At 55.4% G+C, this 17509-nt stretch carries 13 protein-coding genes, 1 tRNA gene, 1 other RNA gene and 2 pseudogenes; 8 read left to right on the top strand and 9 right to left on the bottom strand.

The features are described from left to right. The 6 genes and pseudogenes from ACKVOS_RS02835 to tkt all read right to left on the bottom strand — a co-directional run. Positions 1–185, bottom strand: a pseudogene (locus ACKVOS_RS02835) (elongation factor P); the annotation flags it as partial. Between the two features lie 80 nt (positions 186–265). After that, the gene (gene thiE / locus ACKVOS_RS02840) at positions 266–889 is read right to left on the bottom strand and encodes a thiamine phosphate synthase (protein WP_409210508.1); all 624 of its coding nucleotides are present in this window, start codon (positions 887–889) and stop codon (positions 266–268) included. A gap of 70 nt (positions 890–959) precedes the next feature. Beyond that, the gene (locus ACKVOS_RS02845) at positions 960–1847 is read right to left on the bottom strand and encodes a fructose bisphosphate aldolase (RefSeq protein WP_409210509.1); all 888 of its coding nucleotides are present in this window, start codon (positions 1845–1847) and stop codon (positions 960–962) included. A gap of 78 nt (positions 1848–1925) precedes the next feature. After that, the gene (locus ACKVOS_RS02850; protein WP_409210510.1) at positions 1926–3122 is read right to left on the bottom strand and encodes a phosphoglycerate kinase; all 1197 of its coding nucleotides are present in this window, start codon (positions 3120–3122) and stop codon (positions 1926–1928) included. Between the two features lie 11 nt (positions 3123–3133). Next, on the bottom strand, positions 3134–4141 hold the full coding sequence (gap, locus tag ACKVOS_RS02855) for a type I glyceraldehyde-3-phosphate dehydrogenase (protein ID WP_409210511.1): 1008 nt from the start codon (positions 4139–4141) through the stop codon (positions 3134–3136). A gap of 11 nt (positions 4142–4152) precedes the next feature. After that, positions 4153–6120: a transketolase gene (tkt, locus tag ACKVOS_RS02860; RefSeq protein WP_409210512.1), complete on the bottom strand. Its 1968-nt coding sequence runs from the start codon at positions 6118–6120 to the stop codon at positions 4153–4155. 448 nt (positions 6121–6568) lie between these two features. Between tkt and ACKVOS_RS02865 the strand changes: the two genes are divergently transcribed. The 4 genes from ACKVOS_RS02865 (at position 6569) to ACKVOS_RS02880 (ending at position 7905) form a co-directional block, all read left to right on the top strand. Then, positions 6569–6895 carry a cell division protein ZapA gene (locus tag ACKVOS_RS02865; protein ID WP_409210513.1) on the top strand — a complete coding sequence of 109 codons (327 nt, stop codon included), beginning with the start codon at positions 6569–6571 and terminating at the stop codon, positions 6893–6895. A 25-nt stretch (positions 6896–6920) separates the two neighbouring features. Next, positions 6921–7077: non-coding RNA, 6S RNA (gene ssrS, locus ACKVOS_RS02870), on the top strand. A 31-nt stretch (positions 7078–7108) separates the two neighbouring features. Then, positions 7109–7672: a 5-formyltetrahydrofolate cyclo-ligase gene (locus ACKVOS_RS02875; RefSeq protein WP_409210514.1), complete on the top strand. Its 564-nt coding sequence runs from the start codon at positions 7109–7111 to the stop codon at positions 7670–7672. After that, on the top strand, positions 7669–7905 hold the full coding sequence (locus ACKVOS_RS02880) for a DUF2842 domain-containing protein (RefSeq protein WP_409210515.1): 237 nt from the start codon (positions 7669–7671) through the stop codon (positions 7903–7905). The genes ACKVOS_RS02875 and ACKVOS_RS02880 overlap by 4 nt, the downstream gene beginning before the upstream one ends. Positions 7906–7918: 13 nt before the next feature. Here the strand turns inward: ACKVOS_RS02880 and ACKVOS_RS02885 are convergent. Continuing rightward, positions 7919–7995: transfer RNA gene (locus ACKVOS_RS02885), tRNA-Asp, on the bottom strand. Between the two features lie 348 nt (positions 7996–8343). Here ACKVOS_RS02885 and ACKVOS_RS02890 point away from each other — a divergent pair. The 4 genes from ACKVOS_RS02890 (at position 8344) to ACKVOS_RS02905 (ending at position 16102) form a co-directional block, all read left to right on the top strand. Further along, positions 8344–9363, top strand: coding sequence for a hypothetical protein (locus tag ACKVOS_RS02890; protein ID WP_409210516.1), 1020 nt, complete (start codon positions 8344–8346; stop codon positions 9361–9363). Next, positions 9360–9833 carry a hypothetical protein gene (locus ACKVOS_RS02895; protein WP_409210517.1) on the top strand — a complete coding sequence of 158 codons (474 nt, stop codon included), beginning with the start codon at positions 9360–9362 and terminating at the stop codon, positions 9831–9833. Before ACKVOS_RS02890 ends, ACKVOS_RS02895 begins: the two co-directional genes overlap by 4 nt. Positions 9834–9899: 66 nt before the next feature. Continuing rightward, a complete protein-coding gene (locus tag ACKVOS_RS02900) occupies positions 9900–10967 on the top strand; it encodes a hypothetical protein (RefSeq protein ID WP_409210518.1) in 1068 nt (355 codons plus the stop codon). Between the two features lie 383 nt (positions 10968–11350). Beyond that, positions 11351–16102: a hypothetical protein gene (locus ACKVOS_RS02905; RefSeq protein ID WP_409210519.1), complete on the top strand. Its 4752-nt coding sequence runs from the start codon at positions 11351–11353 to the stop codon at positions 16100–16102. On the opposite strand, the gene ACKVOS_RS02910 is transcribed toward ACKVOS_RS02905, so the two are convergent. Together ACKVOS_RS02910 and ACKVOS_RS02915 are read right to left on the bottom strand one after the other, a co-directional pair. After that, on the bottom strand, positions 16099–17361 hold the full coding sequence (locus ACKVOS_RS02910) for a dihydrolipoamide acetyltransferase family protein (RefSeq protein WP_409210520.1): 1263 nt from the start codon (positions 17359–17361) through the stop codon (positions 16099–16101). The genes ACKVOS_RS02905 and ACKVOS_RS02910 overlap by 4 nt on opposite strands. Positions 17362–17365: 4 nt before the next feature. Beyond that, positions 17366–17509 (bottom strand): annotated as a pseudogene (locus tag ACKVOS_RS02915) (alpha-ketoacid dehydrogenase subunit beta); the annotation flags it as partial.

Raw genomic sequence — 17509 nt, forward strand, 5'->3', positions numbered from 1 at the left:
TCCACGCTTTCGGCGGAACGGAAGCGAATGTTGTTCTTGCGACCATCGCGCAGGTTTTTCAGTTCGACCTGCATATAGGCTCCGCCCTTGCCCGGCTGGGTATGTGCAGTCTTTACCACACGCCACAGGCCGTTTTCATATTCAAGGATGTTACCCGGCTTGATTTCAACCGCGTTGATTTTCATGGGACGAACTCGCTAACAAATGGAAAGAGCAGACACGCACTGCGTGCCGTTGGACGCGGCCTTTAACGGGCGTAGCGGAATTAGGCAAGCAGGGCGTTAAACGCTTTTACCGCTTCGGCCGGACCTTGGGGATGATTCCAGACCGCGCCGGACACCGCCAGAAAATCGGCACCAGCCTCAACAAGCGGCGTTGCATTGTCCGGTGTAATTCCGCCGATGGCGACGCACGGAATCTCCGTCACCAGCGTCCATTTTTGTACGGTATCGAGATCGGCAATATGTTCGACCTCTTTCGTGCTTGTCGGGAAGAATGCGCCAAATGCGACATAATCGGCCCCGGCCTCAGCCGCCTCCATCGCCAGATGGCGGCTGTTGTGGCAGGTTACACCGATCTGGGCATCGCGGCCCAATTGTTGACGCGCCTCTCGCACATCGCCATCACCTTGTCCCAGATGCACACCATCCGCATGAAGCCTTTTGGCAAGCGATACGCTATCGTTCACAATGAATGCGACGTCATGCCGTGCGCAAATTTCTCGCAATGGTTCGGCAAGAGCGACGGCATCATGCTGATCGACGCCCTTAACGCGAAACTGGAACGCCGCAACGGGACCGGCGGACAACGCCTGTTCGAGTTTTTCAGGAAACGCCCCGCCAACGTCGAGCGGGGAAATGAGATAAAGCTGGCATCCAATGTCGGTCATGCCGCGCCTTTAGCGAGGGTTTAGGCTGGCGGCAAATGTCTTACGCACTACCGCCAGCCCCTCTCCAACCTCAGGTCGCCGAAGCGGCAGCAATCTCGTCAATCGCACCGCCAAGCGAAGCGTCGAATTCGGCGTCGGTCATCTGGTGACGCAGGTCTTCCAGCAACGCGCGCGAGAAGCTTGCTATGATGCCCTGGTTCTTCGCCAATTCCACGCATGCTTCAGGGCGGGCAAATCCGCCGGACAGCGCAACGACACGCAATACGCGCGGATGCTGTACCAACGGATCAAACAGTCCGGCTTCGGCCGGGATCGACAGCTTCAGCATAACTTTGTGGTCACCCGACACATTGTCGAGAGCCTTCAGGATTTCATCGCGCAGGATCGCGTCGCTTTGCGCACGGTCCGCACTTTTGATGTTCACTTCAGGTTCGATGATCGGCATCAGGCCATGATCCAAAATCTGTTCCGCAACTTCAAACTGCTGCTTCACGATAGCCGCGATTCCCGTGGGCGACGCGCTATTGATAACCGAACGCTTCTTGGTACCGAACACGCCCTTTTTCCTTGCACGAGCCAACAAACTGTCGAGTTCGGGCATCGGCTTCATCATCTGCACGCCGTCGGCTTCGTCTTCCAGGCCCTTGTCGACTTTCAGGAAAGGAACAACGCCGCGTTCCCACAAGGCTTCCGGAACCGGCTTGCCTTCTGCTGTGCCGTCCATGGTACGTTCGAACAGGATCGCGCCAATCACCTTGCCATTGGCAAAGCTAGGCGATGTGATGATGCGGGTCCGCATGTCGTGGATCAGACCGAACATTTCCTCGTCATTGCTGTAGGCATCTTCTTTGATACCATAGCCACGCAACGCCTTGGGGGTCGAACCACCACTCTGGTCAAGCGCGGCGATAAAGCCGGCGCCATTGGCGATCTTGTCGAACATTTTGGGATCGTGCATTCTCAATTCCTAATCTTTCCAGTTTGCATACGTATGCAAGAGCACAATAAAAAAAACGGGGCAATGCGCCCCGTGGGGTTAATCCGTTTGAAGCGCATCGACACCCGGTAAGGGTTTGCCTTCCATCCATTCGAGAAACGCGCCACCAGCGGTGGAAATGAAAGTGAAATCGTCTGATGCTCCAGCATGCGCCAAGGCTGCGACGGTATCACCGCCACCGGCAACCGAAATAAGCGAACCTTCTTTGGTCAGCGCGGCGGCAGTCTTTGCCAAGGCTATGGTTGCCTTATCAAAAGGTTCAATCTCGAACGCGCCCAAGGGGCCATTCCATACCAGCGTCCTACAGGTTTTCAACACATCGGCGAGCGCTTCAACCGCGGCAGGACCGACATCCAAAATCATCTCATCGGCTGCAACTTCATTCACATTCACGATACGGATTGGCGGATTACTGCGGAATTCGACTGACGTCACGACGTCATAAGGCAGATGGACGGTGCATCCCGATGCATCCGCAGTTTCAAAAATGGCGTTTGCCGTGTCCGCGAGGTCATGTTCGCACAGCGACTTGCCCACATCGATACCGCGCGCCGCCAAAAAAGTGTTGGCCATGCCGCCACCGATGATCAGGTGATCGACTTGCTTCACCAGATTGTTGAGTACGTCGAGCTTGGTAGAAACCTTCGCCCCGCCAACAACTGCGGCCACGGGATGTTCGGGATTCCCCAACGCCGCTTCCAGCGCCTTGAGTTCGGCCTCCATCGAGCGACCGGCATAAGCGGGCAATATATGGGCTAGCCCTTCGGTCGACATATGCGCCCGGTGGGCTGCAGAGAACGCGTCATTCACATAGAAATCGCCATTTTCCGCAACAGCCTTGGCGAGTTCGGGATCGTTCTTTTCCTCGCCTGGCCAAAAACGTGTGTTCTCTAGCAGCGCGATATCGCCATCGGCCAAAATACCAACCGATTGCCGCACCACATCACCCGCGATTTCGGGCACAAACATGATTTCGCGCCCGACAACTTCCTGCAGTGCATCGAGCACCATCGAAACCGACATTTCGCTATGCTTTGCGCCCTTGGGACGACCAAAATGCGCCAGCAGCAGCACCTTGGCGCCCTTGTTGCTCAATTCCAATACGGTTGGCAACAAGGCGCGCAGGCGCATGTCATCGGTGACACGGCCGTCGGCCATGGGGACGTTCAAGTCAACACGCACCAGCGCGCGCTTGCCCTTGATATCCCCAAGATCGTCCAAAGTGCGAAATGCCATGGTTTCAGCCCTTACAGCAATTTGCCAATGACGCCGGCTGTGTCCACCATACGGTTGGAGAAGCCCCATTCATTGTCATACCAGCTCAAAACGCGAACCAACTTGCCGTCGATGACCGATGTTTCCAGGCTATCAATCGTCGAGCTGGCCGGGCAATGGTTGTAATCGATCGAAACCAGCGGCTCGTCCGAATAAGCCAAAACGCCCTTCAACGCGCCTTCGGAGGCCGACTTAAGCAATTGGTTGACTTCTTCCTTAGTTGTCTCACGCTTTGGCGTGAAGGTCAGGTCGACGATGCTGACATTGGGCGTGGGCACGCGAATTGCCGAACCGTCCAGCTTGCCCTTCAGTTCAGGCATTACCTCACCCACCGCACGGGCAGCGCCGGTGGTGGTGGGGATCATCGACATAGCCGCAGAACGGGCACGGCGCATATCGTCATGGATCTGGTCAAGAATTTTCTGGTCGTTGGTATAGCTGTGGATTGTGGTCATCAGGCCACGCTCAATACCAATGGCGTCGTTCAGAACTTTCGCGAGTGGCGCAAGGCAGTTGGTGGTGCAGCTTGCGTTGGAAACGATCATGTCGGCGGCAGTCAGGACATCATGATTGACCCCGAAAACGACGGTTTTGTCGACATTCTTGCCCGGTGCGGAAATCAGCACGCGCTTGGCACCCGCGGCCAGATGCTTTTCCGCACTGGCACGATCTGTGAAGAATCCGGTGCATTCCAGCGCAATATCGACGCCATTGGCGGCGTGCGGCAGATTTGCAGGGTCGCGCTCGGCAGTTACATGGATGCGCTTGCCGTTGACGATGATGTCATTGCCGTCGGCCTCAACAGTGCCGGGGAACGGGCCGTGCACGCTGTCGCGCTTGAAAAGCAGGGCATTCGCCTTTGCCGGCGCCAGATCGTTGATGGCGACCAGTTCCAGGTCATGGTCGTCGCGCTCAAGTATCGCACGGGCAACCAAACGGCCGATGCGGCCAAATCCGTTAATAGCTACTTTGACAGTCATATATGCTCCTATCAGCCTAATTTGGCGATGATTTGAGGGGTAATTTTGTCGGCAGAGAAACCAAAATGGTCCATCAGAACCTTGCCCGGGGCCGATGCGCCAAAGCGATCAAGGCCGATGTGGAGACCGTTGGAACCGGTAATATCGCTCCAACCAAAGGTCGTACCGGCTTCGATCGAAACACGCAGCGTGCCATCGTCCGGCAGCACATCGTTGCGGTAGGCGGCATCTTGCGCCAGAAAACGCGTCATGCTGGGCATGGACACGACGTCCGCGCCTACACCCTTGGCTTCCAGTTGCGCCGCAACTTCGGTAGCCAGAGCCACTTCCGATCCGGTGGCAATCAAAATGACCTTACGCGCTGTCCCGGCGGTCTGGATGCGGTAGGCGCCCTTGGCCGACAAATTGCTGTCGACCGACGTGCGCACCATCGCCAGATCCTGACGCGAGAGCGCCAATACAGACGGCCCATCCTTGCGTTCCAGCGCAAGCTGCCAGCATTCAGCCACTTCGATGGCGTCGCAGGGGCGGAAAACCTCGAGGTTCGGGATCATCCTCAGGCTCTGAAGCTGTTCGACCGGTTGGTGCGTGGGGCCGTCTTCGCCCTGCCCGATGCTGTCATGGGTGAGCACGTAAACCACTCGAAGTCCTTGCAATGCCGACAGGCGGATTGCGGGGCGGGCATAGTCTGAGAAGATCATGAACGTGCCGCCAAAAGGTACGACGCCGCCGTGCAAGGCCATGCCGTTCATCGCCGCCGCCATGCCGAATTCACGGATGCCATAATAGATATAGCGGCCCGAATAATCGTCTTTATTCAGAGGCTTGGTGAAAGATGTTTTGGTATTATTGGAACCTGTCAAGTCGGCCGAGCCGCCGAGAAGTTCGGGAAATGCCTCGGTCAAAGGACCCAAGGCCATTTCCGAGGACTTGCGCGTTGCCGCCTTGGGCAGGTCCAACGCGAGTTGCGCCTTATAGGCCGACATCGCCGCTGTTGAATCGAAGTCGCCCGTCATCCGGCGCGTAAATTCTGTTTTTTTCAAGCTATTTGAAAGACGATCCTGCCATTCACTCTTAACCGACGCACCCTTGGCACCCAATGCGCGCCAAGCCGACAAAATGTCGTCAGGCACTTCGAACGGGGCGCTGTCCCAGCCCAGTTGCTGGCGTGTCGCGGCGATTTCCTCGTCACCCAACGGAGATCCATGGACCTTGGAACTGCCTTGCTTATTGGGGGCGCCATAGCCAATGATCGTGTGGCAGGCGATCAGCGACGGCCGCGGGTCTGCGACGGCTTCGGCCATCGCTCGTTTGATATCGTCAAAATCATGTCCGTCGCATTTCACGACATGCCATCCCGTGGCGGCATAGCGGGCCGCGATATCTTCGCTCGACGACAGATCGACCGCACCGTCAATGGTGATCCGGTTATCGTCCCACAACACATTCAAGCGACCGAGGCCAAGATGTCCGGCCAAACCAATCGCCTCATGATTGATGCCTTCCATCAGGCAGCCGTCACCAGCAACAACCCAGGTTTTATGATCCACCAGTTCGTCACCGAAAACCGCATTCAAATGCCGCTCAGCAATGGCCATGCCCACCGCCATCGCCAGACCTTGCCCCAAGGGCCCGGTCGTGGCCTCCACACCTTCCAGCTCGAAATTTTCGGGGTGGCCAGCGCAAGGGCTGTGCAATTGGCGGAAATTGCGGATGTTATCCATGGTCGGCCGCGCATAACCGGTCAGGTGCAAAGTGGCGTAGGCCAGCATCGAACCATGTCCTGCCGACAGCACAAAGCGGTCGCGGTCTGGCCATTTCGGGTCGGCGGGATCGAATGTCAGAAAGTCGGAATAAAGAACTGTTGCAACATCTGCCATGCCCATCGGCATACCGGGATGCCCGCTATTGGCAGCCTGAATGGCATCCATAGCCAGCGCCCGAATTGCATTGGCCATCTGCCGTTGGTTGACAGTCATCTATCTCATTCCCCTTTTTCGACCTGAACCCATTCGACCAACCCCGTTCTTTGTCAGGTTGCCCAAAGAATACGGGTTTGAATCTAGCTGGCCGGTCGGTTCCGAGTCGTCGGTGGGCACCCTTTGCGGAGCGAAGTCGAAGGCGTCAAGCCAAAGGGTAGCCTGACACGGCAGGGAGCGCAAATCTGTGTCATTTGGAAGCGCATTTGCCAAATATATTTAATTTGCTAAATTGCTCGAAATAACGAGAGTAAACCATGCCACAGCAACAACTAATTATAACTATCGGCAGGATTGAGCGTGCTCTTTCGCGGTTGGAACAACTTTCCAACTCTCGGGCAAATGAGACCCCTAATCCTGAGTTGGTTCAAAAGCACGAACGATTGAAGGCAGAAACGCTTTTGGCTTTGGGCGAAATAGATCAAATCTTGGCTGGGGGCGTGCGCTAATGGCTGATGTCCGGCTTTTGATCGCAGGTCGCGAGTATATTGTTACGTGCAAAGACGGAGAAGAGCCAAGGCTACAGACACTCGGCAATATGGTCGACGAAATGGCGCGCGAGGCAGGTGGCTCTTCGGGTGGATTAAATGAGAGTCGGCTGCTCCTTTTTTCGGCCTTGCTGCTTGCGGACAAATTGCATGACAGCAAGGGCAATGCGGCAAGCAACGCCCTTCAATCACCACCCGCCGATGACCCTGCTTTCGATCAAGCTTTAGCCGCTCTTGAAAAACTCGCCGTCCGGCTTGAAACTTTAGCCGACAGGCTTGAGGAATAGAAACCGAAGTCCTATATAGAATTTGGCGGGACTGCACGGCACGAACTGATGAGAACATCCCTGAGGCGATTATTTATCTAAGGGAGCTGTCCCTGTTTGGACCGTGGTCCAGACTAAACGGCGCCCACCTGACGTTTTGGCGTCAGAGGATATTCCGGGAAACGACCCATTGTGGTTCCGCTAACCCCTAGATGGGACATTGATGTTGTGGACATGGCTTTGGATAAAAATGCTCTGCGAGCCAAATTCCGACAGATACGGGACGGTTTTGTCCAACGCCTCAGCGACAACGACAGATCACTTGCCTTTTCTCATATGCCCGGCCTTTTGAAGGCACATTTGGGGCCGGATACGATATTGGCTGGCTATATCGCCATTGGCTCCGAAGCTGATCCTTCCCGATTGTTGGCTCAAACACATATGTCCGGATGTCAGATTGCCCTGCCCCATGTTACGTCCAAAGCCGCGCCAATGCGTTTTTTGCGCTGGTCGCCGGACGAGCCCCTAATCGGCGGACCGTTCGGCCTGATGCAGCCGGATACCAATGCCGAGCAGGTCCAGCCCGATGTTATATTGGTGCCGCTGGTGTCGTTTGACGATCGGCTGATTCGACTGGGGCAAGGCGCGGGGCACTATGACCGGGCCCTAAGCCTATTGGAAAACAGTTTTACGGTCGGCCTTGCCTGGTCCATACAACATAGCACCGCATTACCCGACGACCCTTGGGACGTGCCGCTCGACGCTGTGCTCACCGAAAAATCCTGGATTACTCTATGAACAAGCCCCTTACTCCGCCATCATGGCGCAAACCCGCTGGAATGTTGGCCATTCTGGGGATCATTCTGCTTTGGTCGGTTCTGATTGTGAGTGCATCCGACTATATCGGACAAATGCATATTCTCGCGCAGGCCATCATCTATCTGATCGCAGGAACGATATGGATCGCGCCCTTGCGGCCTTTGCTGATCTGGATTGAAACAGGGTCGTTCAAAGCGCCACCTGTAATATAATAATTACAAGGAGTGGCGCGAGTGACGGGGCTCGAACCCGCGACCTCCGGCGTGACAGGCCGGCGCTCTAACCAACTGAGCTACACCCGCTAACTTGCGGTGGAGGCGCACTAGAAGCGAGGACAGATTCTGTCAACGCACTTTGTCGCTATTCTCAAAATTGTAACAATAGCCGGGGCAACTGCGTCAAAATTCCGACGCAAACGCTTTGAACGATCGGGCAGTTTTTCCACCAAATGTCGCTGGCGTCACGGTCTTTACACTAGATGTTTGACGTCACGACGTCCCGTGCTATATCTTAAGTTATATTTTTTAATATTTTACAAATTGTTACCGTTTGCAGTGAAGTATTTATCTTTTTTATCAGATAGTTAAGGTGGTTAATTGGTGTGCTTGGGATTAACGGTTTCTTGACGTTATTGCGGCATAAGGTACGGGATGAAGACCAGACATCATATTCGTTCGCACCCTAATATCCGTCAGAGTGGCTACCGCAAGGCACTTTTGGCTTCCATTACGGTTGCGTTATTTTCAATGCCAGGTGCTGCGCTTGCCGCGGGCACGTTAGCTGGCACCGATATCCAAAACGTTGCCTCTGCTACATTTGATACCGCAGGCGGCCCCGTTACGATTCAATCCAATACCGTGACCATTAAAGTAGACGAGCTTCTTGACGTCACGGTGTCATCAATTGATCCCGGCGATATCATTACGTCACCGGGCCAAACGGCAAATGTTCAAAGCTTCAGGGTTTCCAATACAGGAAATGGCAACGAAGCCTTCAGGTTAACCGCCAATGTTGCAAATGGCGGGGATGATTTTGATCCCACGTTGCAGCAGATCATTTTGGACACCAATAACAATGGCGTCTTCGATGCCGGTGTTGATGTTATTTATACGGCGGGTGCGAATGATCCCGTCATCGCGCCTGACCAGAATATCACGGTATTTGTTATCACGTCTACGCCTGCTGGCGTCGTGGACACCAATCGCGCGAATGTCAGCTTGGCGGCCGCTGCCGTAACCGGCACAGGTGCGCCGGGAACCAGCTTTGCCAATGCGGGCCAAGGTGGCGGCAATGCCGTTGTGGGTTCGACCGGGGCGCAAAGTTCTGGCAACGGCTTTCTGGCGGTGCAAGCGACATCCGTAACTCTCAACAAAACGGCAACCATATTGGATCCGTTCGGCGGCGCTCGACCTGTGCCTGGGTCAGTTGTTACTTATACTCTGATCGCAACCGTTTCTGGGTCAGGCGTGCTCAACAATTTGGTGATTACAGATCCCATTCCCGCCGGTTCGCAATATCAAGCCGCGTCCATGACGTTGGAGGCAATTGCCCTGACCGATACTGCCGATGCTGACGCCGGCAATTTCAACGGCACTCGGATTAGTGTCGCCGCAGGCAATGTGCCTGCAGGCCAAACCAGAACTGTGACTTTCAAGGTGCTGATCCCATGAAATATATCATTCAGGCTTTTACGGCTATCGCAATTTTGGCCAGCGCATCCATGTCATTGGCCGCGACACCATTGCAGCTGAGCAGTGATGTTTTTGTCGAACGCATTGTAGCGCGCGGCGACGGGACGAAAACGGTCGTTCTAGAAAAGCCAAAGATGGTGACGCCGGGCGACAATCTTGTGTTTGTCGTCAAGTATAAGAATATCAGCGCAACCACAGCGAACAATTTCGTTGTGACCAACCCCTTGCCGGCCGCTGTGACCTTTGATGGCACTTCGGATGGGTTGGAAGTCGTATCGATAGACGGAGGAAAAAACTGGGGATTCCTTGGCAATTTACGCGTTGCGAATAGTGATGGCGCCACCCGAGCGGCGCAACGCAGCGATGTCACACATATAAAATGGAATCTGAATCAACCGCTGACCGCTGGGGCGGAAGGCAAATTGATATTTCGGGGAGTCGTAAAATGACATCCGAAACCGTCTCGATTGCGGCGGAGTGGGCGCAATCAATAAAATGCAACAGGAGTAAAAGCTATGTCCAGTAAGCTTAAGCTGCTCGTTGCCTCATCGTCGCTATCTTTGGTTATGCTGTGCTCTGCACCGGCATTTGCAGCGGGTACGGCGCAAGGCACGGGCATCACGAACAATGTAAGCGTCAATTTTCAGGTTGGCGGCGTTGCACAAACGCAAGCGTCGGCATCCGACAATTTTGTCGTTGACCGTAAAGTGATTTTTACACTTTCGGAAAAAACGCCAACCGGCACCACACAGGTAAATCCCGGTGCGAATGGCCAGGTCACGACTTTCATATTGTCCAACACGTCGAACGACACGCTCGATTTCACGATCACACCATCACAACTGGTGGGCGGAACGGCCGCGCATGGTGGTACAGATGCATTCAACGTCACCAATTTGCTGGTTTGCCTCGATGCGAACGCGGACAATAGCTGCGATGCAGCGGCTACGGCGACTTTGACGATCAATGATCTGGGTGCCGATGCAAATACGACCATATTGGTGGTTGGTGACATTCCGTTGTCCGCCACAAACGGTCAAGTTGCAGGTGTTTCACTAACTGCTGCTGCGTTGAACAGCAACGGCACGGCGATCACAGCGGCAACCGACGCGACGGTCAACGGTGCGCTCACTGTGGAAACCATCTTCGCGGACACCGGGCGTGACGGTAGCGAAATTGCGGAAGACGATTACACTGTCCAAGCAGCGGTATTGAGTGTGTTCAAGACCAGCTCGATATTAAGTGATGGCGTAAGCGCGAGCAACTTCAAGGCAATCCCGGGTGCAGTCGTCGAATATTGTATCTCGGTCGCCAACGCGTCGGGTGGTGCAACGGCAACGAACATCACGATTTCCGACCTTGTACCGACCAACACGACGTTCGTACCGGGTTCGATCCGCGTTGATGGCACTGTCACAAGCCCCGGTGCAAGCCAGGTATGTGCTGCCGGAACGACAGTTACGGATACAGCTGATGCTGACGCTGGCAGCTTCGGCACTCCGGCCAATACGGTAGCGGGCACGTTAAGTAATATCGCTGGCGGCAACTCCAGCGCGCTTATTTTCCGCGCGACTATTAACTAAGAAAACAAAGGGGGCGGCGTGCGACTATGTCCGCGTCGCCCTTTTCAAAAATGGGACCCTTTATCAAAATCTTTAATCGATGTGCTGGTGCGCTGGCGGCAGGACTTATGCTTCCTGTCGCCTGCTTACCTGCGCTCGCGCAAACGACGCCGCAAATTATAACCAACACCGCGACAGTAGAATGGGATGTAGGGGCCCAAAAGCTATCTCGAACATCAAATACGGTTCAATTCACCGTCGAACCGCCTCCTGCCCCTGTTGCATCACTATCCTTGTTCCGATTCTCGAATGCGACAGGCGCTGTCACTGCTAATTTGCCGTCCACAATCTGCGTTGGCAACAGCGGCCCGTCTTTCGTCAGATTTGAAGGTGTCTATGCCGGCTTGAGCACCACGCCTGCCAGTCTTGTGCCAGCGACCGCGATACGGGCTGGCGAACCGCTCGTCATTCAAATGGACGCGGCAGCAAAAAACCTGAGCAGTACTGCGGTAGATACATTCGAAGTTGTCGTTGTGACCGTTGCCGGCGATCAGGAACACATAACGCTAACCGAATCGGCGACCAATAGCGGCCGTTTCCTCGGTTTCATAAATACCAGAGCGATCCCGCCCGTACCTACGCAGGGTGATTGCGTCCTTTCCGTCAATCCGGGCGACATGATCAAAGTAGAATTCGACGATATATCAACAGGTAATCGCCTCGGCGAAGCCGATGTCGAAATTTTGATCGATCCGTTCGGCTTAACGTTCGACAGCGGCAATGGTGCACCCGTCGACGGCACAACTATTACGATTGTGGATGCTGCAACTGGTGCCCCGGCACAAGCGTTCGGCGATGATGGAGTTTCCGCTTTCCCCAGCACAATCGTGACGGGCACCACCGTTACCGACAGCGGCGGTCAAGTCTATGATTTTTCAACAGGATTTTACCGGTTTCCGTTTTTGCGCCAGGGGAGCTACCGGCTGATCGTGACGCCGCCGGCTCCCTTTACCGCACCGTCCGCTGCATCGCCTGCAGAGCTGGCCGCTCTGGTACGGCCCGATGGCGGACAATTTGAAATAGTGCCCGGTTCCTTTGGCGGCACCATCACATTGTCCGACCCTGCCCCGGTTCGTATCGACATTCCACTCGATCAACCAGGCGGCGCGCTCACGCTCCGCAAAGTCACCTCGACCGCTACCGCAACACCGGGCGACGTCGTGCAGTTTCGTATAGAAGTGCGTAATAGCGACACGTTACGTAATACCGGCCCCGTCACTATAACCGACCTATTGCCCCCCGCCATGCGGCTTCGGTTGAATAGTGTTCGGTATCAGGGAAAAAGCGTAACACCAACAGTGACAGCGGATGGCAAAAGCTTTGCCGTTTCATTGCCTCCGCTGACCGCAGGTGGCGCTGGATTGTTGACCTATCTGGCCGAAATTCGACAGGATGCCCAACCCGGTAATGCCGTGAACCTTGCGTTTGCCAACGATAATCGCGGGGCGGCAAGCGAGCGAGTGGATGCTGCCGTCCGCATTGTCCGCGATGGTATCAGCGAGCGCTTTACTCTTGTAGGTCGCGTTACTGAAGGGGGCTGCGATATTGATCCCCGCCAAGCCAGTGGCATCGCCGGTGTGCGCGTTATGCTGCAAGATGGGACGTACACTGTCACCGATGCAGACGGCCGATACCATTTTGAAGGGCTTATTCCCGGTATTCATGTGGTGCAGGTCGACCCCAGCAGCTTTCCGCTTAATCAGGCCCCTGTCGATTGCGCACAAAACACACGCAGCGCCGGGAGTGCAATTTCCCGGTTCGTTGAGGGACGCGGTGGTAGCCTGAAGCGCGCCGATTTCCGGGCCGTTGAAACCAAAGCGCGTGACGACAACCGCATTAAAGCATTGCCTCTCCCTTCGGTTTTGAGCGACCCCGAAGCAGCGGGCGCCGACCGTGATTGGCTGGCCGGACAAGAAGCTGGAACCGGATTCCTGTACCCGGCAACGGACCAAAATCCGCGCGTCAAATCGATCCGTGTCGCCGTAAAATACCGCGCGGGTCAAACCGTCGAGTTGCTGGCAAACGGCAAAAAAGTTGATCCCCTTAATTACGATGGTTCAAAAAAGAGCGCCGATGGACAAGTTCAAGTCGCTTTGTGGCGCGGTGTCGGAATTGATGACGGCACCAATATGCTGACCGCTGTTATCAAGGACGCATCTGGAAATGTCGTCGAAACGATCAAACGCGACGTGTACTTCGCCCTTGCCCCGATGAAAGCGCAGTTCCTGAAAGAGCAATCGGTTTTGCTGGCCGACGGGGTCACTCGCCCACGCATCGCCATTCGGCTGACCGATCGGACCGGCAAACCCATTCAACATGGCTCGGTTGGTGACTTCACTGTTTCCGAACCCTATCGTCCGGCGGTTGAAGTTGATGCCGAGCAAGCACGGCAGCTTTCCGGTCTGGAGCGCGCGGCACCCGTTTGGCGCGTCCATGGCGACGATGGAATTGCCTATATCGAACTCGAACCAACGACAGCGTCGGGATCGCTCGCCATCGGTTTCAATTTCATAGATGGTGAAGTACGCCGCGAACAGCGGGTCGAAACCTGGCTAGACCCTGGCAATCGTCCGTGGACAGTCGTCGGCTTCGCTGCTGGAACTATTGGATTCAACAAGCTTGAAGAAGGCTTGGAACAACACGTCACCGATGAAGACCCGCTTCATGTGGATGGCCGGATTGCACTATATGCCAAGGGCCGTGTCAGCGGCAAGTGGTTGATGACAATGGCTTATGACACGGACAAAAAAGAAGACGAAACCCGTTTTGCCGGTATTATCGATCCGCGCCGATATTACACCATATATGCAGACCGCACAGATCAGCGTTATGACGCAGCATCAGTTCGCCGACTATATCTAAAACTGGAACGTCCGCAATTTTATGCGCTGTTCGGAGATTATCAAACCGGCATCGATGAACCGGAACTCGCCCGCTATCAACGTTCATTCAACGGCGTCAAAGCCGAGTTTCGGAACGATGCAGTTCAAGCCACCGCCTTTGGATCAGATACGCCGACCCGTTTTCGTCGTGAAGAAATTCAGGGCAACGGTCTTTCCGGTCCTTACGCTCTCGCCGCTCGCGACATCATCGCCAACAGCGAACTTATATCGCTGGAAACACGGGATCGCCTGCGCTCTGATCGTATCATAGAGCGCAAGACGCTATTTCGGCACATTGATTATGACATCGATTATCTCGCAGGCACGTTGCGTTTCCGGCAACCAATCCTCTCGCGCGGCAGCGGACTTGATCCGCAATTCATCATTGCGGAATATGAAGTCGACGGCATTGGCAAACGCTTCGTCAACACAGGAGGTCGCGTCCGCTGGAAAAGTGCCGATGAAAAGCTGCAAATTGCCGCCACCGGCATACATGACGAAAATGACACCGCCAAAACCGACCTTGTTGGCGCGGACCTGGTGTATCGTCCCGGTGCTGGAACCGAAATTCGTGCTGAATTTGCAGGTTCCTCCGGTAAAGCAAAATCCAATGCGCCTGCAGCAGGTGGCGCAATTGCCTGGATGATCGAGGCAGAACATCACGACGAAATGTTCGACATTGTCGCATATGTCCGCGAGCAACAGGCCGGATTTGGTGTTGGGCAGATTAACCGATCCGAAATTGGTACGCGCAAATTCGGGATCGACGGCCGTGTCCGCCTGACAGAGAAACTGTCGGCTTCGCTACTCGCCTATCAAGAAGAGTTTTTTGGTAATGACGCGCGCCGCCGGGCTGCAATTGGTGAACTTGAATATCGCGATGGCGATACGACACTGCGCGCGGGCTTGACCCATGCCAACGACCAGCTTTCGGACGGCACCCAAAACCAGTCCACATTGGTGAAACTGGGTGCGTCACAACGGCTGTTGGATGGAAAACTTGAACTGTCCGGCCAAACCGAATTTGCCCTAAATGACCAGGATGAAAGCATCGACTTTCCTGCGCGGCACAACATATCCGCCCGTTATGCGATACAGTCGGATGTCGCGCTGGTCGCCGGATATGAAATCGCCAAGGGTGAAAACATCAATGCACGCACGGCGCGTTTCGGCTTTGATGTTGCACCCTGGGCAGGCGGACGCATTCTTGCCAGCGCAAATCAGCAGCAAATAACCGAATTCGGCCCACGTACATTCGCCGCTTATGGACTCGCGCAGTCCTTCCGCATCAGCGAAAAATGGTCGGCCGATCTGACGCTGGACGGAAACAAGACACTGGGCGGGTTTAGCCGTGCCGATGTTGTAAATCCGTTGCAGCCAGTCGCTTCGGGAGGCTTTCTGGGAAGCGAAAACAGCCTGACCGAAGACTTTACCGCCGTGACTGGTGGTGCGACTTATCGTGGTGATCGTTGGAGCTGGACGGGCCGCGCCGAATATCGCGACGGCGAGACCACCAACCGCTATGGATTGACGACGGCAATATTGCGCCAAATTGGGGAAGGACGGGCCGTCGGAGGAGCGTTCAATTGGTTCCGCGCCAAAGAAATTGGCGGCGCAGCGACCACGACAGCCCAAGCTGAAATCAGCTGGGCACATCGTCCGGCCAACAGCCAGTGGGCGATCCTGAACAAGACCGAGTTCCGTTATGACGCCGTGCGTAACGCGGTGGCAGGCGAGGCCGGACCCATTGGCGGCACTCCGCTGAACATTGATGGCGATGCCAAATCACGCCGCGTCATCAACAGCCTTTCGATCAATTATACCCCGATTGACGGGCAAGACGGCCAATTTGTTGAACGCGGTGAATATGCTTTCTTTTGGGGGACACGTTACACCACGGATCGCTTTGGACCCGATGATGTCGAAGGATGGAGCAATGTGGTTGGTGCCGACGTAAAGTTCGACATCAGTGCGCTTGCCGATTTCGGCGCCACCGCGACCGTGCGCATTGGCACCGGCGGCAAGAATATTGCCTATTCGGTCGGCCCTGTCCTTACGGTAGCCCCGATAAGCAATAGCAACATTTCGATCGGCTATAACATTGTTGGCTTCGAAGACCGTGACTTCGAAGAAAGCCGCTATACCCGTTCAGGTCCATTTGTAACATTCAAGCTAAAGTTTGACCAAAATAGTCTTGCGGGACTTAACTTTTAATCCGCGAACAATAGCACCGGCGTTTCAATCAGTTTCTTGAGCGCCTGCACATAGCTCGCCGCATCCCAACCGTCGACGACCCGGTGATCGCAGCTGATCGACAGGTTCATCAGCTTGCGGGCCTCGATAGTGTCACCCACGAACATAGGCCGCTCAACGATCTTGTTTGGCCCGATAATGGCCACTTCCGGACGGTTGATGACGGGCGTCGTCGCGATACCCCCCAGCGGGCCGAGCGACGTAATCGTCAAAGTGGAGCCGGATAGCTCCTCGCTTTTCGCCGTGCCGTTGCGCGCTGCATCTGCCAAGCGACTGATTTCGCTCGCCAATTGCCAGATATTCATGTCCTGGGCATCGCGAATGACCGGCACCATCAGGCCCGCCTGCGTTTGCGTTGCCATACCCAGATGCACCGAACCATGCCGCGTAACAACACCGGCTTCGTCGTCAAAGCGGGCGTTAAGCATCGGAAATTGCGGGATTGTCTTGCAAATGGCGACAATCAGCATCGGCAAAAGGGTAAGCTTCGGCTTCGTCCCGCGGTTGTCGTTCAGGTCCGCGCGCATGGCCTCGATCGCCGTTACGTCAATCTCGTCGACATAGGTAAAGTGCGGGATATGGCGCTTGGATGCCGCCATATTGTCGGCGATCCGGCGGCGCATGCCGATCACCTTGATAACCTTATCGTCCCGTTTCGTGGAACTGTGCGGGGGGCGATAGCCCTGCCCTGACCCATAGCTCAAATAGGCATCAAGATCGGCATGGCGGACATGTCCGCCTGCCGTCTTGACGTCAGTCAAATCCACGCCCAAGTCCTTCGCACGGGCGCGGACAGCAGGGGAAGCTGTTACAACGTCACGTTGCGCAGAAACCAAAGCTTCTGCGGGCTTTTCCGCCACAGGCTGTACAGGTGCAGCCACCGGTTCAGGGGCCTGTGGCACTTCTTCCGCTACCGTAGCGACCGCTGCCGGTTCTTCAGCTTTTACCTCGGAAACATGACTGACGTCATCGACGTAAGTCGCGGTTTCGATCTCGACCAGCATCGATCCGATGGCGATGACATCGCCCGCTTCGCCCGCAACCCGCGTCACAATTCCTGCAACAGGGCTTTCCATTTCGACGGTTGCCTTGTCGGTCATCATGTCGGCCAGCGGTTGGTCTTCCGAAATCTGGTCACCAACCTTGACGTGCCACGCCACGATCTCTGCCTCGGCAATGCCTTCGCCAATGTCGGGCAGGTTGAATGTGAATTTGGCCATCAGTTCAATCCTTCATGATCTTGTCGAACGCGCGGGCGAGTCGCACCGGTCCGGGGAAATAGGCCCATTCAAGGCTGTGGGGGTAAGGCGTGTCGAATCCGGTTACGCGCTCGACCGGCGCTTCGAGATGATAGAAGCAACGTTCCTG

Source organism: Sphingorhabdus sp. (assembly GCF_046154385.1).
GTDB lineage: Bacteria > Pseudomonadota > Alphaproteobacteria > Sphingomonadales > Sphingomonadaceae > Sphingorhabdus_B.